We start from the raw sequence: 21,002 nt of genomic DNA on the forward strand, positions 1-21,002 counted from the left end.
GGGCGCGAGCCCATGATCACGCAAAGTGTATGCCGGGGTCCGCGACAGGTGTTTGCGTTTTTCGTCCCAAAAAAGCGGTGTACAGAAAGAATCTTGCTTAACATCCACCCCTATGGAAAGCATTGACAAGTTCGACCTCGCTATCCTGCAAGAACTGCAGACCGATGGCCGCCTCACGAACGCCGAGCTTGCGCAGCGCGTGGGCCTGTCGGCGGCGCCCTGCTGGCGCCGCGTGCGCGCGCTCGAAGACGCCGGCTTCATCAAGGGCTACCGCGCCGAGATCGACCGCCACAAGATCGGGCTGGGCGTGCTCGCTTTCGTGCGCGTGGACACCGAGCGCGTCACCCACGAGGCCACGCGCAAACTCGAGGACGCGATCCGCAAGATGCCCGAGGTCGTGGCCTGCCACTACATCAGCGGCACCGGCACCTTCGAGCTGCAGGTGGTCGCACAAGACCTGAACGGTTTCTCGGCCTTCGCGCGGCAGAACCTCATGAACCTGCCGAACGTGAAAGACCTGCACACCAGCTTCTCGCTGGGCGAGGTGAAGGCGAACAGCGCGCTGCCGCTGGCGCACCTGGCGAAGTAGCCGCCCCCCAAAAGAAAAAGGCCGCCTCCCGCGAGGGAGCCGGCCCGTCCATCCGCCCGAGGGCGGTGCACCTTCTATCTGTATCTAGTTAGAAGGTGATTTCCTTCTCGACGTCCTGCAGCTTGCGGCGGGCCAGCGCCAGGTTCGACTTCGCCTTGTCGAGCACGAAGTAGATGAACACGCCTTCCTTCTGCGCCATCGGGCGCAGCAGGTGGTACTGCTTGCCCAGCGTGATCAGGATGTCTTCGATGGTGTCGCTCAGGCCCAGCGCGCGCATCGTCTTGAGCTTGGCACGCATCACTTCGGTGTTGCCGGCGGCGGCCACTTCGAGGTCCACGCCGGAGCCGGCGGCGCCCAGCATCATGCCGCTGGCGGAATCGACCACGGCAGCGCACAGGGCGCCGTCGGCGGTCAGAAGGTTGTCGAGGCTGGTCTGGATCGAGGCCATGGGTCAGTGAGTCCTGTTGGTGAAGTTCATGCGAATGAAAGAAGAGGGTGGAGACGTCGCATGCCAAGTCGTCTCCGCACTAGAGTTCGTAGAGGGCGCCTATAGCTGCGGCGCCTCGAGCGCCTGCACGCAGGCCGCCGTGCGGTACATCGCCTGCGCGAGCACCGCATCCGCGTCGGCGATGACGTTCACGACCAGCGCGGTCTCGCCGTTGTGCACCGGGCTGACCAGCGCAAAGCCGTTGTCGGTCGCGACCGTGATGCAGGTGCAGCGGCCCAGGCCGGCCTCCTGCGACACCACGGCGCCGATGGCGGCGATCGAGCTGGCCATGGCGGCGATGCGCGCGGGCTCGACGTCGCGCCGGGCGACGCTCGCAATCTCGAAGCCGTCGGGCGTGGCCACCACCACCGAGGCGACGCCGCTCACCTCGTCGAGCACGCGGCGGGCTTCGACCGCGGCGCGCAGCTTCAGGGCGTGGGGAATCCTCATGGCGCGGCCTCCTCGTCGAGCACTTCGATCTGCATCAGCAGCGTTTCGATCAGCGCGACGACGTCGTCCTTGCAGCGCGGATCAACCGCCAGCAGCGGCAGCACCAGCCCGCGCGCGGCCAGCGCCTGCGCGTAGTCGTCGAGCGTGGGGGTGGGGTGCGACGGCAGGCGGCTCACGCCCACGGCGCAGGGCATGCGCTCGAGCGCGCCGGCAAAGCCGTCCAGGTACTGGGCCAGGTCGGCCATCGGGTCGGGCCGGCTGTTGTCCAGCAGGATCGCCAGGCCCAGCGCATCGCGCACCAGGATCTTCCACATGAAGTCGAAGCGGCTCTGGCCCGGCGTGCCGTACAGGCGCAGACGGTCGCCGTTGTCCAGCGTCACCTGACCGAAGTCGAGTCCCACCGTGGTGGTGGCCTTGGCGACCGAGGTGTCGGCGTTGGCGACCTCGGTGGCGATCGGCGCGGTGTCGCTGATGGCCGCGATGGCCGTGGTCTTGCCCACGCCCATGGGCCCTGTGAAGACGAGCTTGAAGTCCCTCATGCCGGTGCCCTCTTCAAGCCAGCCCGAGGCGCCGGCGGATGCGCGAGAGCAGGCCGCGCTTGTGCTGCGCGGCCTCGCCGCCCGGGGACGGGCGCGGCTCGCGCGCCTCCTCGGTCCAGGTCAGCGCGCCTTCTTCCTCCAGCAGGCCGAGGAAGGTGCTGCACTCCTGCACGTCGATGCGGCCCAGCACGCTCAGGCTTTCGGCCGATTGCGCACTCTTCGACAGGGCCGCCGCCAGCCGCACGTAGATCGGGTGGCGCTGCAGGGTCACCTGCGAGGGCCAGCGGATCAGCGAGGCACGCGCGCGGATCGAGCGCACCATGGCGCGCGCCGCCTCGCCCGAGGTCCCGCCCGGCGTGACCTGGTTGAGCAGCGCGACCAGCTCTTCCGCATAGATGGGACGCGCCAGCGTGCGGCGCGCGGGGGCTGCTGGCGCTGCATCGCCGCGCGCCACCATCGGCACCACGAAGCGTGCCGCCGGCGTCTGCCGCTCGGCTGCCGGCGTGTCGCCGTCCACCAGCAACAGGTCGCACGGTTGCGATTCGCTGACGGTCCAGAGGGACCGGAGATTGGAGCTGAGGCGAACGATGATCCTCAGGAGCTCGACCTCGACCTGAGGGAGCCCCATGACGCCCAAAACCAATGGCATACCTTCTTCCCTGACCAATTGTTTTTAATAGTTCCCTATTGTTATATGTGTTAACTAAATGATTCGCCATGTATCGAATCAATGCCCAAATTTGGACGCACAGCGAGAAGTACCGCACACGGGGAGAGCACCGGAAAGCGCTCTGGGACACTCGGGCCGCATGAACTCCGACGAAACCGGCCTGCGGGCCCTGTCGCACCTGCACACCCTGGGCCTGCTGACCGACGCAGAACACGCGCAGGCGCTCGCGCACCCCGACCTGCCGAGCGCCGCGCTGCGCACCCCGAGCGAAGGGCTGGGCGGCCGCCAAGGACATCGTCGCGCCGGAGGCACTGCCCGGCCTGCGCGCCCGTGCCGCCCCCGGCGCGGAAGACGAGGCGCACCGCACCGTGGCGAACGCGGTGGCCATGGTCAGCGGGCAGGCGCCGGCCTGGGTGCTGCTCGAGATCAGCCTCATGGCGAACCGCCTGGAAGACGGCGTGACCGACAGCGCGCTCGACCAGTTGCAGGCGCTGCAGCTGATCGACCCCACGCAGCACGCCCAGGCCCGCGCCCTGCTGCCCGAACAGGAACCCGAGTGGGCGGCGCCCGCTTCGCCAGCCGCCACGCTGGCCTGGGCCGTGCGCACCGGCGGGATGTCGCCCGCGCAACTGCAGACCCTCGCATCGCCGACGTCCGCGGTCTCGCCGGAAGGCCGGCAGGTCGCGGCCGACGCGCTCGCCCGCACGGAGCGCAGCAGCAGCGGCGGCAGCACGAAGACGGTGCACACCCGCACCGTGACGTGGCACAGCACGGGCGCGCCCCGTTCGTCGCGTGCCAGCAAGGTGATCGCCGTCGTGGCCGTGGTGGCCGTCGCGCTCTACTTCCTGTTCGCCCGATAGGCGGCAAGGGGTCCCGATAGCGACCGCCTAAAATGCTCGCCCACCGCTTCCCGCCGGGCGGCAAGACACAAGGACCCCGAATGAACTCTCTACGCCGCGCCCTGGCCCTCGGCCTCGCTGCCGCCACGCTCGCCTTCGGTGCCCAGGCCCAAGCCCAGAATCGCGAACTCACCGTGGCCTCCAGCGCCACCTACGCGCCGTTTGCCTTCGAGAACAAGGACAAGCAGATCGTCGGCTTCGACATCGACATCATCAACGCCATCGCCAAGCAGCAAGGCCTGAAGATCAAGATCGTCAACACGCCCTTCACCGGCATCTTCGGCGCGCTGAACAACGGCGACGTCGACCTCGTGATCTCGGGCGTCACCATCAACGAGAAGCGCAAGCAGAGCTACGACTTCACGCCGCCCTACTTCGCGGCGCGCCAGCTCATCGCGCTGCCGAAGAACAGCACCGTGGCCTCGCTGAAGGACCTCACGGGCAAGAAGATCGCCGTGGTCAGCGCCTCCACCGCCGACGACATCGCCTCGCGCGAGTTCGGCAAGACCAGCCCCAACATCCGCCGCTTCGAGAGCACGCCGCTCATCATTTCCGAACTGGCCGGCGGCGGCGTCGATGCCGCCATGGGCGACAACGGCGTGATCGCCTACCGCGTGTCGCAGCACGCCGAGCTGAAGACACTGGACGACAAGTCCTTCCCCGAAGAGGGCTTCGGCATCGTCGTGAAGAAGGGCGACAAGGCGCTGCTCGACAAGCTCAGCGCCGGCCTGGCAGCCATCCGCGCCGACGGCAGCTACGCGACGATCTACAAGAAGTGGTTCAACAAGGACCCGAACGTGCGCTGAGCCGCACGGCATTTTCCTGAACACGGCCGCCTTCACGCGGCCGTTTCGTTTTTTTCGCAGACAGACAGATAGACAGAGTGGAGGACGCAGGCATGGAACAACCAGTGCTGCTTTTTGGATGGTTCCGCTGGGACATCCTCGTGGAATACAAGGACCTGTTCTGGCAGGGCGCCTGGATGACGCTGCGCATGACCGTGGTCTGCGTGCTGCTCGGGTCGAGCTGGGGCTTGTGCCTGGCGCTGGCACGGCTGGCGCAGGCGCGCCATGCGCCGTGGACCTGGGTCACGCGCGTGCTGCTGCGCTGGCCCGCCACGGTGTACGTGAGCTTCTTCCGGGGCACGCCGCTGTTCGTGCAGATCCTGCTGATCCACTTCGCGGTGATGCCGGTGTTCATCCACCCGAGCACCGGCCTGCTCATCGACGGCGAACTGGCGCGCACGCTCAAGCAGGAGCACGGCGCGCTCATCTCCGGCGTGGTCGCGCTCACGTTGAACTCGGCGGCCTACATCTCCGAAGTGTTCCGCGCCGGCATCCAGTCGATCTCGCGCGGGCAGTTCGACGCCGGCCGCTCGCTGGGCCTGAGCCCCGCGCAGGTGATGCGCTACGTGGTGCTGCCGCAGGCCTTTCGCCGCATGCTGCCGCCGCTGGGCAACAACGCGATCGCGCTGCTCAAGGACACCTCGCTGGTGTCGGCCATCGGCCTGGCCGAGCTGGCCTACGCCGCGCGCACCGTGGCCGGCGCCTATGCACGCTACTGGGAGCCGTACCTCGCGATCTCGGTGGTGTACTGGGTGATGACGCTCGTCCTCACGACCTTGCTGCGCCGACTGGAACACCGTCTCGCGCGCAGCGACAGAAGTTAGGCACACCCCCAGGCTTCGCGCACTTCGTGTCGCTACGCCAACCCCCTTGCAGGGGGCAACACCTGAGGCCCGGCAAAGCCGGTTCCTCGGTGTTCCTGGAAAGAGAAGAGCGTCTTGCCGATGCTCCGCTGTTGCCCGCGCCACAATAGCGCGACATGCCGCCCATATCCCCCGAAGAGACACCCCTCCCGCCGGCCAAGCCGCAGCCCTCGAACCTCGCGGCGCTCGAGCCGCTGAAGCTCCCCGTGTTCCGCATGCTGTGGAGCACCTGGCTCATCGCCAACATCTGCATGTGGATGAACGATGTGGCCGCGGCGTGGATGATGACCTCGCTCACCACCTCGCCGATCTGGGTCGCGCTGGTGCAGTCGGCCTCCACCTTGCCGGTGTTCCTGCTCGGCCTGCCCAGTGGCGCGCTGGCCGACATCCTCGATCGCCGGCGCTGGCTGGTGGCCACGCAGTTCTGGCTGGCCGGCACCGCCGTCGTGCTGTGCGCCGCCATCGCGCTCGACGTGATGACCGCGCCGCTGCTGCTGGCGCTCACCTTCGCCAACGGCATCGGGCTGGCGCTGCGCTGGCCGGTGTTCTCGGCCATCGTGCCCGAGCTGGTGCCGCGCCAACAACTGCCCGCGGCGCTGGGCCTGAACGGCATCGCCATGAACGCCTCGCGCATCGTCGGCCCGCTCACGGCCGGCATGCTGATCGCGAGCGCGGGCAGCGTGTGGGTGTTTGCGCTCAACGCAGTGCTGTCGGTGGCGTCGGGCTTTGTGGTGCTGCGCTGGCGCCGCGAGCACACGCCCAACCCGCTGGGCCGCGAGAAGCTCATCAGCGCGATGCGCGTGGGCGTGCAGTTCGTGCGCCAGTCGCAGCGCATGCGGGCCGTGCTCACGCGCGTGTCGCTGTTCTTCTTCCACTCGACCGCACTGCTGGCGCTGCTGCCGCTCCTGGCGCGCAACCTCGAGGGCGGCGGCGCCGGCACCTTCACGCTGCTGCTGGCCGCGATGGGCACGGGCGCGATCATCGCGGTGCTCTTTCTGCCGCGGCTGCGCCAGGCGCTCGGCCGCGACCAGCTGGTGCTGCGTGGCGCCATGTTGCAGTCGGCCGCCACCGCCGTGATGGCCGTGGCGCCCAACGCCTGGGTCGCGGTGCCGGCGATGTTCTTCGGCGGCATGGCGTGGATCACGGTGGCCAACTCGCTGTCGGTGTCGGCCCAGCTGGCGCTGCCCGACTGGGTGCGCGCGCGCGGCATGTCGACCTACCAGATGGCGATCATGGGTGCGAGCGCGATCGGCGCGGCGCTGTGGGGCCAGGTGGCCACCGTCACGTCGCTCAAGCTGAGCCTGGCCATCGCCGCCGTGAGCGGCACGCTGCTGATGCTGGCGGCCATGCGCTGGGTGACCGACGTGAGCGGCGAAGACGACGTGCGCCCCGCCCAGGCCGGCTGGGCCACCGGCCCGCCCGCCGAGGCGCCGCAGGAAGACGGCCGCGTGGTGATCACGGTCGAGTACCTGATCGACCCGTCGCGCGCCGCGGCCTTCCACCTCGTGATGCAGCAGACCCGGCGCGCACGCCTGGGCCAGGGCGCGATCGGCTGGGAGCTGCTGCACGACATCGCGCAGCCCGAGCGCTACGTGGAGCAGATCGTCGACGAGTCGTGGACCGACCACCTGCGCCGCTTCAACCGCGCCACGGCCGCCGACATGGCGCTGCGCGAACGCCGGCTGGCGTTTCACCTCGGCGAAACGGCGCCGGTGATCACGCGCTTCGTGGTGCGGCGCTGAGCCCGCCCGTCAGCGGAAGAACAAGAGCCGCGTGAGGAAGGTGTGGTCGGCCTCCGCGGCCATCAGCCCGACCAGCACCAGCAGGCACAGCGGCGGCAGCAGGATGGCGAAGACCAGCGCCAGCCGCTCCCACGCCATGTGCATGAAGACCGCGACGATGAGCCCGGCCTTGAGCAGCATGAAGGCGAGGATCAGGCCCCAGCGCAGGTAGCCCTGCACGTGGAAGTAGTCGACCATGTACGACATCGCGCTGAGCACGAACAGGAGCCCCCAGATCTTCAGGTACAGGCCGATGGGGTGCTGCTGGCCGGTGGTGGTTGTGGGGGTTGTGTTCATGGTCGTGGTCCTCACCAGAGATAGAACAGCGCGAAGATGAAGACCCACACCAGGTCCACGAAGTGCCAGTACAGGCCGACGATCTCGACCACCTGGTAGTTGCCGGCCTTGTCGTAGTCGCCGCGCATCAGCTTGAAGGCCACGGTGAACAGCAGCACCACGCCGGCCGACACGTGCAGCCCGTGGAAGCCCGTGATCATGAAGAAGGCCGCGCCGAACTGCGCCGCGCCCATCGGGTTGCCCCAGGGCCGCACGCCCTCCTCGAGGATCAGCTTGGACCACTCGAAGGCCTGCATGCCGACGAAGAGTTCGCCGAAGGTGGCGGTCACGAGCATCAGCGTGGCGGCGTTCACGCGGTCGCCGCGGTAGGCGAAGTTGACCGCCATCGCCATCGTGCCGCTGCTGCTGATGAGCACGAAGGTCATGATCGCGATCAGCAAGAGTGGCACGTCGGTCCCGCCCACGTGCAGCGCGAACACCTCGCTCGGGTTCGGCCACGCCGCCGTGGTCGACACGCGCACCGTCATGTAGCCCGTGAGGAAGCAGCTGAAGATGAAGATGTCGCTCAGCAGGAAGATCCACATCATCGCCTTGCCCCACGAGACGTGGAACGCCTGGCGGTCGGAGGACCAGTCGGCCACCAGTCCGCGCCAGCCGCCCGTGGCGACGGCAGGGCCGGTGAGTGTTGCGGTGGTGGGGTTCATGCGAAGCCTCCTCACGACGTGCCGCAGATGACGCGCGCCACCTCCGGCGTCACCCATCCCAGCAGTGCGAACAGTGCCAGCCACACGGCCAACATGAAGTGCCAGTAGCGTGCGCACAGCGCGATGCGCCATCCGGCCCGGGCGGGATCGGCCCACGCGACGCGCGCCGCCATCGCCCACCCGACCAGCCCGCCCGCCAGGTGCAGCCCGTGCATGGCGGTCAGCAGGTAGAAGAAGCTGCCCGACGGGTTGCCCGCCGGCATGACCTGCGCGTGCGCCATCGCACTCCAGGCCCACAGCTGGACGCACAGGAAACCCACGGCGCACAGGCCGCCGGCCAGCAGCAGGCGGCGCATGCGCGCCGGGTCGGAACGGTGCGATGCGCGCGCGGCGCCTTGCAACGCGACGCTGCCCGCCACCAGCAGCGCCGAGCTGAGCCACAGCTGCCACGGCAGCGCGAGCGCGATCGCATCGCCACTGCTCATGCGCATCACGTAGGCGACGGTGAAGAGGGAGAACAGCGCGGTGACCACGCCCATGAAGACCCACAGGCCGATGCCGGCGGCGCTCGCGTGCGCGTCGCGCAGCCGGACGTCGCGCGGCAGGCCACGCATGCGCAGAGCCGCGTCGGCGTTCATGCCGGTGCTCCTCGCGCGCCGCTCACCGGCACGTCGTTCTCGTCGTCGCTGGCCTGCGGCGGCGCGTTCTGCGCAACGAAGTCTTCCGCCGCGCCCGGCACGCCGTAGGCGTAGGCCCAGCGGTAGGCCACGGGCAGCCGCGGCCCCCAGTTGCCGTGGCCGGGCGGCGTCTCGGGCGTCTGCCATTCGAGCGAGGCGGCGCGCCACGGGTTCGCGCCGGCCGGCCGGCCGCGCCAGGCACTCCAGGCCAGGTTGACGATGAAGAGCAGCTGCGCCGCACCGACCACCAGCGCCACCACGGTGATGAAGGTGTTGAGGCTGAAGGCCGACGGCGGAATGAATTTGTAGCCGTCGAAGTTGTAGTAGCGCCGCGGCATGCCCAGCACGCCCAGGTAGTGCATGGGAAAGTAGATCGCGTAGGTGCCCAGGAAGGTGATCCAGAAGTGCAGCCGGCCGATCCGGTCGTCGAGCATGCGGCCGGTGATCTTGGGGAACCAGTGGTAGATGCCGCCGAACACCACCAGCAGCGGCGCCACGCCCATCACCATGTGGAAGTGCGCCACCACGAAGTAGGTGCCCGACAGCGGAATGTCCACGCTCACGTTGCCCAGGAACAGGCCCGTGAGCCCGCCGATCACGAAGGTACACATGAAGGCCAGCGCGAACAGCATCGGCACCGACAGGTGGATGTCGCCGCGCCACAGCGTCAAGAGCCAGTTGTAGACCTTGATCGCCGTGGGCACGGCGATGACCAGCGTGGTGGTCGCGAAGAAGAAGCCGAAGTAGGGGTTCATGCCGCTCACGAACATGTGGTGCGCCCAGACCACCACGCTGAGCCCGCCGATGGCCACGATGGCCCACACCATCGTGCGGTAGCCGAAGATGCGCTTGCGCGCGTGCACGCTGATGAGGTCCGACACGATGCCGAAGGCCGGCAGCGCCACGATGTAGACCTCGGGATGGCCGAAGAACCAGAACAGGTGCTGGAACAGCAGCGGGCTGCCGCCCTTGTAGCCCGTGACCTGCCCCATCGACACCAGCGCCGGCATGAAGAAGCTGGTGCCCATCGTGCGGTCGAGCAGCAGCATCACGCCGCTGACGAACAGCGCCGGAAAACCCAGCAGCGCCAGCACCGTGGCCACGAAGATGCCCCACACCGTGAGCGGCATGCGCAGCAGCGTCATGCCCCGGCAGCGCGCCTGCAGCACGGTGGTCGCGTAGTTCAGGCCGCCCATGGTGGTGGCCACGATGAAGATCAGCAACGACACCAGCATCAGCACGATGCCGCCGCCGTGGCCCGGCGTGCCGGGCAGGATCGACTGCGGCGGGTACAGCGTCCAGCCCGCGCCCGTGGGGCCGCCCGCGACGAAGAAGCTCGCCATGAGCACCACCACCGACAGCAGGTAGACCCAGAAGCTCAGCATGTTGAGGTAGGGGAACACCATGTCGCGTGCGCCCACCATGAGCGGGATGAGGTAGTTGCCGAAGCCGCCGAGGAACAGCGCCGTGAGCAGGTAGATCACCATGATCATTCCGTGCATGGTCACGAACTGGTAGTAGCGCTCGGCGTTGATGAACTCGAACTGGCCCGGAAAGCCCAGCTGCAGCCGCATGAGGTTCGACAGCACGAGGCCGACCACGCCCACCGCGATGGCGGTGCAGGCGTACTGCACGGCGATCACCTTGTGGTCCTGGCTCCAGACGTAGCGGCGCAGGAAGCTCTGCGGCGCCGGATGGCCGCCGTCGTCATCGTGTTCGTCGTCGGGGGTGAGCACAGCAGCGTCAGTCATCGCGCGGCCTTCTGTTCGGTGGCAGCCTGCGCCGGCGGGCTGCCCAGACTCTGGATGTAGGCCACCAGCGCGGCCAGCTCCTCGTCGCTCAGGTCGATCTTCGGCATCACCGGCGGGAAGCCCTTCACATGGCGCGCCTGCGGGTCGCGGATGAAGCTGCGCAGATAGGCCTCGTCGACCCGCGCCGTGCTGCCGTCGGCCATCGACTCGTTCTTGCCGTACAGGCCCTTCCAGGTCGGCCCCACGCGTGCGCTGCCGTCGACGGTGTGGCAGGCCACGCAGCCCTTGGCGTCGGCCAGCGCGCGGCCCTGGTCGACGCGTGCGCCACCGCCGCCACCAGCCGGTGCCTGGGTCGCCTGGGCTGCTCGGGCCGCATTTGCCAGCTGCATCGCGGCGAAGGTCGGCAACGCCGCACGCCACGCATCGTAGGCCGCGGTGTCTTCCACCACCACGAAGCCGCGCATGTTCGGATGGCCCACGCCGCACAACTGCGCGCACAGCGCCTCGTAGCGGCCCGCAACGGTCGGCGTGAACCAGAAGCGGCTCACCTGCCCCGGCACGATGTTCATGCGCGCGCGGATGGGCGGCACGAAGAAGTCGTGCAGCACGTCGTGCGAGCGCATCAGCACCAGCACCGGCTGGCCGATCGGCAGGTGCACCTCGTCGCCGGGGACCAGCAGGTCGTCCTGCCCTGCCGGGTCGGCCGGGTCGAGCCCGAACGGATTGGCGGCGCTGACGAAGCGCGCATCGGTCGCGCCCAGCTTGCCGTCCGCGCCCGGCAGGCGAAAGCGCCACTGCCACTGCTGGCCCAGCACCTCGAGCACGCGCGCGTCATGCGGCGTGCGCACGTAGTTCGCGTACACCACGAGGCCGGGCGCCAGCAGCGCCATGATGCCGACGGTGGTGCCGCCGATCAGCCAGCGCTCGAGCGTCTTGTTCTCAGGCGCATGCGGCGCCACGCGGCGCCCCTCGCGGTGGCGAAAGCGCACCACGGTGTAGGCGAGGAACACGTTGATGACGACGAAGAACAGGCCCGTGATGACCAGCGTGATGGTCAGCGTGTCGTCCATGCGCTGCCAGTTGGAGGCCAGCGGCGTCGTCCACCACGGGTTGACGAAGTGGAACGCCACCGAGGCCCCCACGATGAGCAACAGGACGACGGCGATGGTCATGTGCTGCGCTCGCTGGGGTGGCCATCGGGGGTTCCGGGCGTCGCATGCGCGGTGGCGTCAGCGGATCGCCGGGATGTGCGGCTCTTCGCCCTCGAAGCGGGCCTCGGGGTGCGTGGCTTCCAGCATCGCCTCGACCTCGCGCACGCGGGGCGGCGGCAGGTCGACCATCAGCAGGACCTGGCCCTGCGCGATGGCGCTCTCGAAGCGTTCCAGCCGCGGGCTCGGGATCGAAATGCCGACCATGCTGGCCGACCACGCGCCCACCACGCCGCCCAACAAGGCCAGGCCCACGGCCACGGCCCATTCGGGCTCGTCGCCGAACACCGGGAACAGCAGCGCGGCCAGCAGGCCGGCGACGACACCGCAGGCGGTGCCGAGCACCCAGCCGGTCTTGGCCGCGTGAACAAGGTCGGAGGTCTGCCAGACGTTGGCCGCGTGGAGCCCGGCCATGTCCTGGCCTTCGCGGGCGGCGAAATGCAGGTGCGCGATGTCGACACGCGCCCGCAGCAGATCGTGCATGGCCTGCCTGGCACTCGCCAGGTCGGGCAACAGCCAATAGATGCGTCTTTTCATGGCGCCTCCTTTCCGTCTTGCGACGAGCAAGAGTCCATGCGTGATTTATAGGCTCAAGAGGGGCCGCATTCAAGTCGCCGCTCAATCGGGATCGACCCGGTGAATACGGAAGTTCGTCGGTTTCCAGATGGGAATTTGCACTGAATAATCCGTCGCGCCAGGCCCCCACGGCCTTATGAAAAACAAGAAGGAGCAGACAACATGCGCATGAAGCAAGGCCCCCGGTTTTCCCGTTCTTCCCGCCTCCCCTGGCTCGTGACCGCTCTCGCAGGGCTCGCGGGCGGCGCCGCGCACGCGGCCTGCGGTCCCACCGCCACGCCGGGCACCGGCGACACGGTGGTCTGCGACGGCGCCACGACCGGCTCACCCAGCGTGATCGCCACGCCGGGCAGCACCGGCGTCACCCTCACCGTGAACAGCGGCGCCACGCTGACCACCAACGCCACGCAGGTGCTGCTGGTGCGCGATGCCAGCACCATCACCAACAACGGCACGATCACCGTCTCGGGCGGTTCGGGCTCGGCGCGCGCCGCGATGGTCGCCACGGGCAACGACAACACGCTGACCAACAACGGCACCCTGCGCACCACAAGCAGCGGCACCTCGGGCATCCTCGTCACGTCGAACAGCAGCACGCGCACGCTCATCACCAACAACGGCAGCATCGGCACCACGGGCGGCAGCTCGCACGGCATCTCCTCGCTGGGCCCGGGCAACACGGTGATCAACAACGGCAGCATCTCGGCCAGCGGCACCTCGGCCAAGGGCGTGTACCTGCAGGGCGGCAACCTCGTGGCGAACCTGCTGGTCAACACCGGCAGCATCGCCACCACCGGCGCCAACTCGCCGTCGGGCGGCGCCGACGCAGTGCATGCGAACACGCTCGGCAGCACCTTCTTCTCGCGCGTGGAAAACCGCGCCGGCGCCTCGTTCTCGAGCGCCAACGGCTACGGCTACCGCGGCCAGAACGGCAACGACACACTGGTCAACGCCGGCACCATCGAAGGCCATGGCGGCGCCGCCAACACCGACGCGATCTACATGGGCGCACTCGGCAACGGCATGCTGATCCTGCAGACCGGCTCGGTCATCAAGGGCGGCGCCGACGGCGGCGTCGGCAAGACGGCCAGCACTTTTCTCGAAGGCAACGGCACGGTCGACAACGCCTTCCGCAACTTCCAGAACCTCACGATGCGCGGCACCGCGTGGTCGTGGCAGACGGACGCGAGCTTCTCGGAGTCGATCCGCGTCGAGTCCGGCCGCTTCACCTTGCCCGCCACGCTGACCAGCCCGGTCATCACGGTGCTGCCCGGCACCACCGTGGCCGGTACCGGCACCTTCGCGGGCAACGTCACCAACCAGGGCACGCTGCTGCCCGGTCCGAACGACGGCGTCGGCTTCGGCGCCTTCACGGTGCGCGGCAACTACTTCGGCGGCAGCGGCGCGCTGGTGCAGGTCAACACGGTGCTGGCGGGCGACAACGCGCCGTCGGACAAGCTGGTGATCGACGGCGGCGCCGCCACGGGTTCCACCGGCCTGCGCGTGGTCAACCGCGGCGGCCTGGGCGCGCCCACGCTGGCCGACGGCATTTTGGTGGTGCAGGCGGTGAACGGCGGCACCACGGCCGACAAGGCGTTCTCGCTGACCCAGGCGGTGGAGGCCGGCGCCTACAACTACCGGCTGTTCCGCGGCGGCGCGACGGGCGGCAACCCCGACAACTGGTACCTGCGCAACAACGGCTACCTGGTCGGCGGCACCGTGGTCGGCTCGCTGGAGGAAGCCGCCGAGGTGATCGCCGGGTCGGGCGGCCCGGCGACGGTGGAACAGGTCAAGCTCTACCGGCCCGAGGTGCCGCTGTACAGCGCCCTGCCGATCGCCGTGCGCCGCCTCGGGCTGGCGCAACTGGGCACCTTCCACGACCGGCAGGGCGATCAGCAACTGCTCGCAGACGGTGAAGGCGGAGGCCGGCAGGCCTCGTGGGGCCGCGTGTTCGGCGAAAGCACGCGGCAGCGCCTGCGGGGCGATGCCAACCCGCAGTTCGACGGCAGCGTCAGCGGCCTGCAGCTGGGCCACGACTTCCTGGCGGCCACCGACAGCGCGGGCGGACGTCACCGCGTCGGCGTGCTGGGCGGCTACACGCGGGCCAGCGGCCGCGCGAGCGGCCTCGCCGGCGGCGCCACCAACGAGGCGGCCGGCCGGCTCACCGTCGAGGGCTACAGCCTCGGCGCCTACTGGACCCGCGTCGCGAGCAGCGGCTGGTACAGCGACGCCGTGCTGCTGGCCACGCGCTACAAGGCCGATGCGCGCTCCACTTTGGGGCGCGGCGGCCGCCCGCACGGCACCCACGTGACCGCATCGCTCGAGGCCGGCTACCCGCTGGCGCTGAGCGACACCGTGACGCTGCAGCCGCAGGTGCAGCTGATCTGGCAGCGCAGCTCGCTCGACGACTTCGACGACGGCCTCTCGACCGTGCGCTTCCAGCGCGACAACGCCGTCACCGGCCGGCTGGGCGCGCGGCTCGAAGGCCGCTTCGACGCGGCCGGCGGCGTCTGGAAGCCCTACCTGAAGGTCAACCTGTGGCACACCTTCAGCGGCAGCAACGCCATCTACTTCGGGCCGACCGACCAGGTCGTCAACCGCCGCAACGCGAGCGCGCTCGAGGTCGGCGGCGGCATCGTCGGGCAGCTGAACCAGACGCTGTCGGTCTACGGCGGCCTGGCCTACACCAGCGCCATCGGCATCACCGAGCAGACCGGCGTGCAAGGGCAACTGGGGCTGCGCATGCGCTGGTGAACCCCGGGGCGCCGGACACCGGGCGGATCGACTTTTGACCGCCCGGGCAAATTTGATGGCATGCGGCTTGCTTGATAAAGATCAACGGGTATCCACGGATAGCCAGTCTTTTTTGACCGTATGGATAATTTAGCTCATCATCCTGTCCGCCCGCCCCGAGGAACACCCCGATGAATCACCCCCCCTTGCGCAGCCGCTTCTGGTCCGACCTGACCAGTGAAGAGTTCTCCCGCCTCGACCGCGAACGGCTCATCGCCGTGCTGCCGGTGGGCGCGACCGAACAGCACGGCCCCCATCTGCCGATGTCGACCGACACCGCCACCATCGACGGCATGGTGCAGGCCTGCCTGCCCTACCTGCCCGACGACCTGCCGGTGCTGTTCCTGCCCACCGTGCCCTACGGCAAGAGCAACGAGCACTCGCGCTACCCGGGCACGCTCACGGTGTCGGCGAACACGCTGATCTCGCTGTGGAAAGACGTCGGCGCCTGCGTCGCCAAGGCCGGCGTGCGCAAGCTGGTGCTCTACAACAGCCACGGCGGGCAGATGAGCGTCATGGACATCGTGGCGCGCGACCTGCGCGAAGAGCACGACATGATGGTCGTCGCCGCCAACTGGTACACGCTGGGCCTGCCCGAGGGCCTGTTCACCGCGCACGAAGGCAAGCACGGCATCCACGCGGGCGACCTCGAAAGCTCGGTGATGCTGCACCTCACGCCCGATTACGTGCGCCGTGACCAATTCCAGAACTTCGGCTCCCTGACTGAGCAGATGGCGGCCGAAAACAAGTTCCTGTCGATCACGCCCAGCGGCAAACTCGGCTGGCAGATGCACGACATCAACCCGGCCGGCGCCGCCGGCGACGCCACGCGCGCCACGGCCGAGAAGGGCGCCGCGGTGCTCGACCACGTGGGCCAACGCTTCGTCGAGCTGCTGCACGAGATCGACCGCTTCCCGCTGGAGCGGCTGGCCAACGTTCCCGCCTGGCGCTGAGCCCCGGCTGCACAAGGAGTCCCATGGAAAGCACCACGCCATCCACGCCACCCCTGGTCCGACTGCGCAACGTCGGCAAGCGTTTTGCCAACGGCACGCTCGCCCTGCAGGGCATGACGCTCGACATCGGCGAGCACGACTTCGTCAGCTTCCTCGGCCCCTCGGGCTGCGGCAAGAGCACCGCGCTGCGGCTGATTGCCGGGCTCACCCGCATCAGCTCGGGCGACATGCAATGGTCGGGCGCCAACACGGGCGTGGCCAAGAACAGCAAGAGCGACCGCGACCTGGGCTTCGTGTTCCAGGAACCCACGCTCATGCCCTGGACCAAGGTGTTCGACAACGTCTGGCTGCCGCTCAAGCTGGCGGGCATGGGCCGCGACGAAGCCGCGCCGGTGGTGCAGCAGGTGCTGGAGCTGGTGGGCCTGTCGCGCTTTGCCGATGTGTACCCGCGCGAGCTCTCGGGCGGCATGAAGATGCGCGTGTCGATTGCGCGCGCGCTGGTCACGCACCCGCGCCTGCTGCTCATGGACGAGCCCTTTGCCGCGCTCGACGAAATGACGCGCATCAAGCTCAACAACGACCTGCTGGCCATCTGGCGCGAGCACCGCTTCTCGATCGTGTTCGTCACGCACAGCGTGTACGAGTCGGTCTACCTGTCGAACCGCATCGTCGTGATGGCGGCGCGCCCGGGCCGCGTGATCGACGAGATCGCCATCGACGAGCCCTACCCGCGCGGCGAAGCCTTCCGCACCTCCAGCCGCTACAACGCGCACTGCACGGCTGTTTCGCAATCTCTGCACGGAGCACTCCATGGCCTCGACATCGACCATTGAAACCGTGATGCCCCTCGACACCACCACCGCCACCCACGAAGCCACGCCGTCCGCCGAGACGCTGCGCGCGCACGAAGACAAGCTGCGCCGGCGCGAGTCGACGCTGCGCGTCGTCGTGCCGGTCGTCATCGTTGCGGCGCTGCTGCTGGTGTGGGAGTGGATGGTGCGTGCCAACGACATCCCGCACTACATCCTGCCCGCGCCCTCGCTCATCCTGCGCACGCTGTTCGACAACTGGGGTTCGCTCTCGGGCGCGCTGTGGTTCACGGTGAAGCTCACGCTGCTCGCGCTGGGCGCCGCCATCGTCGGCGGCGTGCTGCTGGCGATTGCGTTCGCGCTGTTCAAGTGGGTGGAAATCGGCCTGTTCCCGATCGCCGTGATCCTGCAGGTGACGCCGATCATCGCGATCGCACCGCTGATCTTGATCTACGTGTCGAGCACCACCGCGGCGCTGTTGCTGTGCGCGTGGATCGTGGCCTTCTTTCCCATCCTGTCGAACACCGTCATCGGCCTGAAGAGCGCCGACAGCAACCTGCGCGACCTGTTCCAGCTGTACAAGGCCTCGCCCTGGCAGACCTTCCGCTACCTGCTCGCACCCAGCGCGCTGCCGTACTTCATGGCGGGCCTGAAGATCGCAGGCGGCCTGAGCCTCATCGGCGCGGTGGTGGCCGAGTTCACGGCCGGCACGGCGGGCAAGGAAACGGGGCTGGCCTCGCGCATCCTCGAATCGAGCTTCCGCACCGAGATCCCGATGATGTTCGCGGCGCTGCTGCTGGTGTCCTTGCTGGGCATCGTGATCTTCATCGTGTTCGCCGCCCTGTCGCGGCTGGTGCTCGGCCACTGGCACGAGAGCGAGATGCGCCGTGAACGCTAGAACCCCGCTGTCCACGGTCGACTGGGACGCCGTGCGCGAGGACCTGCGCGGCCTGAACGTGATCGCCACGCCCGCCCAGCGCAAGCAGCTGTCCAAAGACTTCTACTGGTACAGCCCGATCCTCACGGCGCAACTTGCGGGCTGCGTGGCCGACCTCGTGGTCAAGGTCAGCACCGAAGACGACGTGCGCCAGGCCGCGGCCGTGGCCGCGAAGTGGAAGCTGCCGCTCACCGTGCGCGCGGGCGGCACCGGCAACTACGGCCAGTGCGTGCCGCTCGAAGGCGGGCTCGTGCTCGACGTGACGCAGATGTGCCGCGTGCTCGACCTGGCCGACGGCCGCATCCGCGTCGAAGCGGGCGCGCGCATGCACGACATCGACCTGGCCGCGCGCGAAACCGGACAGGCGCTGCGCATGTGGCCCTCGACCTGGCACGTGGCCAGCATCGGCGGCTTCATCGCGGGCGGCTTCGGCGGCATCGGCTCGTTCCGACACGGCATCCTGCGCGACCCCGGCAACCTGCTGCGCGCGCGCGTGATGACGGTGGAGCGCGAGCCGCGCGTCATCGAGCTGGTGGGCGACGAGATCCAGCAGGTGCACCATGCCTACGGCACCAACGGCGTGATCCTCGACGTCGAAGTGGCGCTGAGCCCGGCGGTCGACTGGGTGCACTGCACGGCGCTGTTCGAGACCTACCGCGGCGCGCTCGACTTCGGCATTGCCGCGCAGGCGCCGTCGCTCGACATCTTCCTGCTCTCGACCGTGGAGGCGCGCTTCTCGCCCTACTACACGGCCATGGGCGAGCACTTTCCGCCCGACCGGCACGCGGTGTTCACCATGGTCTCGCCCGAATCGATGGCCGAGTTCCGCGCGCTGGCGGCGGCGCACGACGGCACCCTCTCGGTGGCCGGCACCGAAGACGAGCTGCTGGCCGCCGGCCTGCCGCCGGCCTACGAGTGCGCCTTCAACCACACGACGCTGCAGGCGCTGAAGGCCGACCGCAGCTGGACGTATCTGCAGGTGGCCTACGCCCAGCCCTTCGATCCGGCCGTGGTCGAGCGGCATCTGCAAATCTTCGGCGACGACGTGCTGCAGCACCAGGACTTCGCGCGCGCCAACGGCGAATGCGGCACCTTCGGCATCCTGCTCGTGCGCTGGAAGGGCGAGGCCCACCAGTACGAGGTGATGCGCGAGATCGAGTCGCAGGGCGGCGCGCAGATCTTCAACCCGCACGTCTTCACCATCGAGGACGGCGGCATGAAGACCATCGACACGCAGCAGATCGAGTTCAAGAAGCGCAGCGACCCGATGGGGCTGATGAACCCCGGAAAAACGCGCGGCTGGACGCCCGACATGGCCGTCGAGCGCTGAAAAAACATTAGTCTTCGCATCCCGTCCCCACCCCAACCTCCACAGGAGTCCGTCCCCATGCGCATCCCCGCTTTCTCTCTCCGGCCGCTGGCCTTCGGCCTGGCCCTCGCAGGTGCTGCCTTCGCCGCGCACGCCCAGGAAAAAGTGGTGTTCGCCACCAACTGGAAGGCGCAGGCCGGCCACGGCGGCTTCTACCAGGCGCTGGTGGACGGCACCTACAAGAAGTACGGCCTCGACGTGGAAATCATGCAGGGCGGCCCGATGGTCAACAACCGGCCCATGCTGCCGGCCGGCAAGGTCGACTTCCTCATGACCGGCAACCTGCTGCAGTCGTTCGACAACGTGAAGAACGGCGTGCCCACCGTGGTGGTCGCGGCCATCTTCCAGAAAGACCCGCAGGCCATGTTCGCCCACCCGGGCCAGGGCTACGACACCTTCAAGGACATGACCAAGGCGCCCGTGGCCTTCATCGGCAAGGACGGCCAGTTCAGCTTCTGGCAGTGGATGAAGTCGGAGCACGGCTTCAAGGATGCGCAGCTCAAGCCCTACACCTTCAACGTCGGCCCGTTCCTGGCCGACAAGAAGTCCATTCAACAGGGCTACGCCATCTCGGAGCCGCTGTCGATCAAGGCGCAGGCCGGCTTCGACCCCGTGGTGCACCTGCTGGCCGACCACGGCTTCTCGACCTACGCCACCACCATCGAGACCCGCGCCGACCTCATCAAGACCAAGCCCGAGACGGTGCGCAAGTTCATCGAGGCTTCGATCGTCGGCTGGAACAACTACCTCTACGGCGACAACAAGGCCGCCAACGAGCTCATGGCCAAGACCAACCCCGACGCCACGCCGGCCGCGCTGCAGGGCTCCATCGATCTCATCAAGAAGATGGGCATCGTGGACAGCGGCGACTCGCTCACCAAGGGCATCGGCGCGATGGACGAAGCGCGCGTGAAGGACTTCTACGACAAGATGGTCAAGGCCGGCCTGTACAAGCCCGGCGAGATCGACCTGTCGAAGGTTGTGAACACGCAGTTCGTCAACAAGGGCGTCGGTGTCGACGTTCGCAAGAAGCTCACCGGCAAGTAATTCGCTTCGTTTTTTCCCGTGGGTCGCGCGGGGCTTGCGCCGGGGTCAGATGCCGGCGCCTGGGTTGCCATAAGGCACGCGCGGCCTTTTATCTCTGGGCTCTGACCCCGTCTCGCCGAACAGGCGAACCGGCCCGAACCATGAAAACGCTCGTCGTCCATTGCCATCCGAATCCTGACAGCTTCAACCACGCGCTCTACCGCACCGCCCTCGAAGCGCTGCAGCCTCGCCATCCCGTGCGGGCCATCGACCTGTACGCCGAGGGCTTCGACCCGACGCTGACACGCGAAGAGCGCATCGCCTATCTCGACAACCCCGAACTGATCCGCGAACGCGTGAAACCCCACGTCGAAGCGCTGCTGTGGGCCGAGCACCTGGTGTTCGTCTACCCCACCTGGTTCCATGGACCGCCGTCCATGCTCAAGGGCTGGCTCGAACGCGTGTGGCTGCCGGGCGTGGCCTTCCTGCCCGCGGAGCGCAAGGGGCAGCTGGCGAAGTCGGGCATGCGGCACATCCGCAGGCTGACGGTGGTGACCACGGGCGGCTCGCCGCGCTGGTTCGTGATGGCCATCGGCGACCCGGGGCGGCGGCTGTTCACGCGCGCGCTGCGGGCGCTGTTCGCGTGGCGCTGCAAGGTCACGTGGCTGCAGCTGCACGACATGAACGCCGTCACCGACCGCGACCGCAGCCATTTCATCGCGCGCGTGGCGCGCACGCTGCACAACATCTAGCCCACAAACAAGCAAGCAAGCAGGGAG

General features: G+C 68.3%; 22 protein-coding genes. 12 read left to right on the forward strand and 10 right to left on the reverse strand.

Annotated features, from left to right (window positions below):
* Positions 1-112: 112 nt before the first annotated feature.
* Entirely contained in the window at positions 113-589 is a 477-nt protein-coding gene (locus CLU95_RS14025) for an Lrp/AsnC family transcriptional regulator (protein ID WP_099793998.1), read from the forward strand.
* Between the two features lie 88 nt (positions 590-677).
* Here the strand turns inward: CLU95_RS14025 and CLU95_RS14030 are convergent, their stop codons facing one another.
* The 4 genes from CLU95_RS14030 to CLU95_RS14045 form a co-directional block, all read right to left on the reverse strand.
* On the reverse strand, positions 678-1,037 hold the full coding sequence (locus CLU95_RS14030; protein WP_099794000.1) for a hypothetical protein: 360 nt from the start codon (positions 1,035-1,037) through the stop codon (positions 678-680).
* 99 nt (positions 1,038-1,136) lie between these two features.
* Entirely contained in the window at positions 1,137-1,526 is a 390-nt protein-coding gene (locus tag CLU95_RS14035) for a roadblock/LC7 domain-containing protein (protein WP_099794002.1), read from the reverse strand.
* Positions 1,523-2,065: a GTP-binding protein gene (locus tag CLU95_RS14040; RefSeq protein ID WP_099794004.1), complete on the reverse strand. Its 543-nt coding sequence runs from the start codon at positions 2,063-2,065 to the stop codon at positions 1,523-1,525. Before CLU95_RS14040 ends, CLU95_RS14035 begins: the two co-directional genes overlap by 4 nt.
* A gap of 13 nt (positions 2,066-2,078) precedes the next feature.
* The gene (locus tag CLU95_RS14045) at positions 2,079-2,714 is read right to left on the reverse strand and encodes a hypothetical protein (protein WP_143605996.1); all 636 of its coding nucleotides are present in this window, start codon (positions 2,712-2,714) and stop codon (positions 2,079-2,081) included.
* A 389-nt stretch (positions 2,715-3,103) separates the two neighbouring features.
* Here CLU95_RS14045 and CLU95_RS14050 point away from each other — a divergent pair, with 389 nt between their 5' ends.
* From CLU95_RS14050 to CLU95_RS14065, 4 genes are all read left to right on the forward strand, one after another.
* Positions 3,104-3,595 carry a hypothetical protein gene (locus CLU95_RS14050; RefSeq protein ID WP_099794008.1) on the forward strand — a complete coding sequence of 164 codons (492 nt, stop codon included), beginning with the start codon at positions 3,104-3,106 and terminating at the stop codon, positions 3,593-3,595.
* Between the two features lie 80 nt (positions 3,596-3,675).
* The gene (locus CLU95_RS14055) at positions 3,676-4,440 is read left to right on the forward strand and encodes a basic amino acid ABC transporter substrate-binding protein (RefSeq protein WP_099794010.1); all 765 of its coding nucleotides are present in this window, start codon (positions 3,676-3,678) and stop codon (positions 4,438-4,440) included.
* 92 nt (positions 4,441-4,532) lie between these two features.
* The gene (locus CLU95_RS14060) at positions 4,533-5,303 is read left to right on the forward strand and encodes an amino acid ABC transporter permease (RefSeq protein WP_099794012.1); all 771 of its coding nucleotides are present in this window, start codon (positions 4,533-4,535) and stop codon (positions 5,301-5,303) included.
* 155 nt (positions 5,304-5,458) lie between these two features.
* Positions 5,459-7,084, forward strand: coding sequence for an MFS transporter (locus CLU95_RS14065; protein WP_099794014.1), 1,626 nt, complete (start codon positions 5,459-5,461; stop codon positions 7,082-7,084).
* 9 nt (positions 7,085-7,093) lie between these two features.
* On the opposite strand, the gene CLU95_RS14070 is transcribed toward CLU95_RS14065, so the two are convergent.
* From CLU95_RS14070 to CLU95_RS14095, 6 genes are read right to left on the reverse strand one after another with little or no spacing between them, the layout of a single operon-like run.
* Positions 7,094-7,420, reverse strand: coding sequence for a cytochrome C oxidase subunit IV family protein (locus CLU95_RS14070; RefSeq protein ID WP_099794016.1), 327 nt, complete (start codon positions 7,418-7,420; stop codon positions 7,094-7,096).
* Positions 7,421-7,431: 11 nt separating this feature from the next.
* On the reverse strand, positions 7,432-8,124 hold the full coding sequence (locus CLU95_RS14075; RefSeq protein ID WP_099794018.1) for a heme-copper oxidase subunit III family protein: 693 nt from the start codon (positions 8,122-8,124) through the stop codon (positions 7,432-7,434).
* An 11-nt stretch (positions 8,125-8,135) separates the two neighbouring features.
* Positions 8,136-8,762, reverse strand: coding sequence for a bb3-type cytochrome oxidase subunit III (locus tag CLU95_RS14080; protein WP_099794020.1), 627 nt, complete (start codon positions 8,760-8,762; stop codon positions 8,136-8,138).
* On the reverse strand, positions 8,759-10,552 hold the full coding sequence (locus tag CLU95_RS14085; RefSeq protein WP_099794022.1) for a cytochrome c oxidase subunit I: 1,794 nt from the start codon (positions 10,550-10,552) through the stop codon (positions 8,759-8,761). The genes CLU95_RS14080 and CLU95_RS14085 overlap by 4 nt, the downstream gene beginning before the upstream one ends.
* The gene (locus CLU95_RS14090) at positions 10,549-11,724 is read right to left on the reverse strand and encodes a c-type cytochrome (RefSeq protein WP_099794024.1); all 1,176 of its coding nucleotides are present in this window, start codon (positions 11,722-11,724) and stop codon (positions 10,549-10,551) included. The genes CLU95_RS14085 and CLU95_RS14090 overlap by 4 nt, the downstream gene beginning before the upstream one ends.
* A 57-nt stretch (positions 11,725-11,781) precedes the next feature.
* Positions 11,782-12,297, reverse strand: a complete 516-nt coding sequence (locus CLU95_RS14095; protein ID WP_099794026.1) for a DUF1269 domain-containing protein — start codon at positions 12,295-12,297, stop codon at positions 11,782-11,784.
* A gap of 255 nt (positions 12,298-12,552) precedes the next feature.
* Here CLU95_RS14095 and CLU95_RS14100 point away from each other — a divergent pair, with 255 nt between their 5' ends.
* From CLU95_RS14100 to CLU95_RS14130, 7 genes are all read left to right on the forward strand, one after another.
* On the forward strand, positions 12,553-15,090 hold the full coding sequence (locus tag CLU95_RS14100) for an autotransporter family protein (RefSeq protein WP_180288599.1): 2,538 nt from the start codon (positions 12,553-12,555) through the stop codon (positions 15,088-15,090).
* A 170-nt stretch (positions 15,091-15,260) separates the two neighbouring features.
* Positions 15,261-16,082 carry a creatininase family protein gene (locus CLU95_RS14105; RefSeq protein WP_099794030.1) on the forward strand — a complete coding sequence of 274 codons (822 nt, stop codon included), beginning with the start codon at positions 15,261-15,263 and terminating at the stop codon, positions 16,080-16,082.
* A 23-nt stretch (positions 16,083-16,105) separates the two neighbouring features.
* Entirely contained in the window at positions 16,106-16,915 is an 810-nt protein-coding gene (locus tag CLU95_RS14110; RefSeq protein ID WP_099794032.1) for an ABC transporter ATP-binding protein, read from the forward strand.
* The gene (locus CLU95_RS14115) at positions 16,893-17,789 is read left to right on the forward strand and encodes an ABC transporter permease (RefSeq protein WP_180288600.1); all 897 of its coding nucleotides are present in this window, start codon (positions 16,893-16,895) and stop codon (positions 17,787-17,789) included. Before CLU95_RS14110 ends, CLU95_RS14115 begins: the two co-directional genes overlap by 23 nt.
* A complete protein-coding gene (locus CLU95_RS14120) occupies positions 17,779-19,158 on the forward strand; it encodes an FAD-binding oxidoreductase (protein ID WP_180288601.1) in 1,380 nt (459 codons plus the stop codon). The genes CLU95_RS14115 and CLU95_RS14120 overlap by 11 nt, the downstream gene beginning before the upstream one ends.
* Before the next feature lie 57 nt (positions 19,159-19,215).
* Positions 19,216-20,244 (forward strand): ABC transporter substrate-binding protein, encoded by a 1,029-nt coding sequence (locus tag CLU95_RS14125; protein ID WP_099794037.1) that lies wholly within the window; start codon positions 19,216-19,218, stop codon positions 20,242-20,244.
* 140 nt (positions 20,245-20,384) lie between these two features.
* Positions 20,385-20,975, forward strand: a complete 591-nt coding sequence (locus tag CLU95_RS14130; RefSeq protein ID WP_099794039.1) for an NAD(P)H-dependent oxidoreductase — start codon at positions 20,385-20,387, stop codon at positions 20,973-20,975.
* Positions 20,976-21,002: the final 27 nt, after the last annotated feature.

It is taken from the genome of Variovorax sp. 54, assembly GCF_002754375.1.
Classification (GTDB): Bacteria; Pseudomonadota; Gammaproteobacteria; order Burkholderiales; family Burkholderiaceae_C; genus Variovorax.

Bases quoted from the DNA above. Each gene is read 5' to 3' on its own strand.
- CLU95_RS14110 (WP_099794032.1), top strand. From the start codon at position 16,106: ATGGAAAGCACCACGCCATCCACGCCACCCCTGGTCCGACTGCGCAAC.
- CLU95_RS14115 (WP_180288600.1), top strand. From the start codon at position 16,893: ATGGCCTCGACATCGACCATTGAAACCGTGATGCCCCTCGACACCACC.
- CLU95_RS14040 (WP_099794004.1), bottom strand. From the start codon at position 2,065: ATGAGGGACTTCAAGCTCGTCTTCACAGGGCCCATGGGCGTGGGCAAG.
- CLU95_RS14085 (WP_099794022.1), bottom strand. From the start codon at position 10,552: ATGACTGACGCTGCTGTGCTCACCCCCGACGACGAACACGATGACGAC.
- CLU95_RS14090 (WP_099794024.1), bottom strand. From the start codon at position 11,724: ATGACCATCGCCGTCGTCCTGTTGCTCATCGTGGGGGCCTCGGTGGCG.
- CLU95_RS14080 (WP_099794020.1), bottom strand. From the start codon at position 8,762: ATGAACGCCGACGCGGCTCTGCGCATGCGTGGCCTGCCGCGCGACGTC.
- CLU95_RS14045 (WP_143605996.1), bottom strand. From the start codon at position 2,714: ATGCCATTGGTTTTGGGCGTCATGGGGCTCCCTCAGGTCGAGGTCGAG.
- CLU95_RS14070 (WP_099794016.1), bottom strand. From the start codon at position 7,420: ATGAACACAACCCCCACAACCACCACCGGCCAGCAGCACCCCATCGGC.
- CLU95_RS14060 (WP_099794012.1), top strand. From the start codon at position 4,533: ATGGAACAACCAGTGCTGCTTTTTGGATGGTTCCGCTGGGACATCCTC.
- CLU95_RS14130 (WP_099794039.1), top strand. From the start codon at position 20,385: ATGAAAACGCTCGTCGTCCATTGCCATCCGAATCCTGACAGCTTCAAC.
- CLU95_RS14025 (WP_099793998.1), top strand. From the start codon at position 113: ATGGAAAGCATTGACAAGTTCGACCTCGCTATCCTGCAAGAACTGCAG.
- CLU95_RS14055 (WP_099794010.1), top strand. From the start codon at position 3,676: ATGAACTCTCTACGCCGCGCCCTGGCCCTCGGCCTCGCTGCCGCCACG.
- CLU95_RS14095 (WP_099794026.1), bottom strand. From the start codon at position 12,297: ATGAAAAGACGCATCTATTGGCTGTTGCCCGACCTGGCGAGTGCCAGG.
- CLU95_RS14125 (WP_099794037.1), top strand. From the start codon at position 19,216: ATGCGCATCCCCGCTTTCTCTCTCCGGCCGCTGGCCTTCGGCCTGGCC.
- CLU95_RS14030 (WP_099794000.1), bottom strand. From the start codon at position 1,037: ATGGCCTCGATCCAGACCAGCCTCGACAACCTTCTGACCGCCGACGGC.
- CLU95_RS14075 (WP_099794018.1), bottom strand. From the start codon at position 8,124: ATGAACCCCACCACCGCAACACTCACCGGCCCTGCCGTCGCCACGGGC.
- CLU95_RS14035 (WP_099794002.1), bottom strand. From the start codon at position 1,526: ATGAGGATTCCCCACGCCCTGAAGCTGCGCGCCGCGGTCGAAGCCCGC.
- CLU95_RS14065 (WP_099794014.1), top strand. From the start codon at position 5,459: ATGCCGCCCATATCCCCCGAAGAGACACCCCTCCCGCCGGCCAAGCCG.
- CLU95_RS14105 (WP_099794030.1), top strand. From the start codon at position 15,261: ATGAATCACCCCCCCTTGCGCAGCCGCTTCTGGTCCGACCTGACCAGT.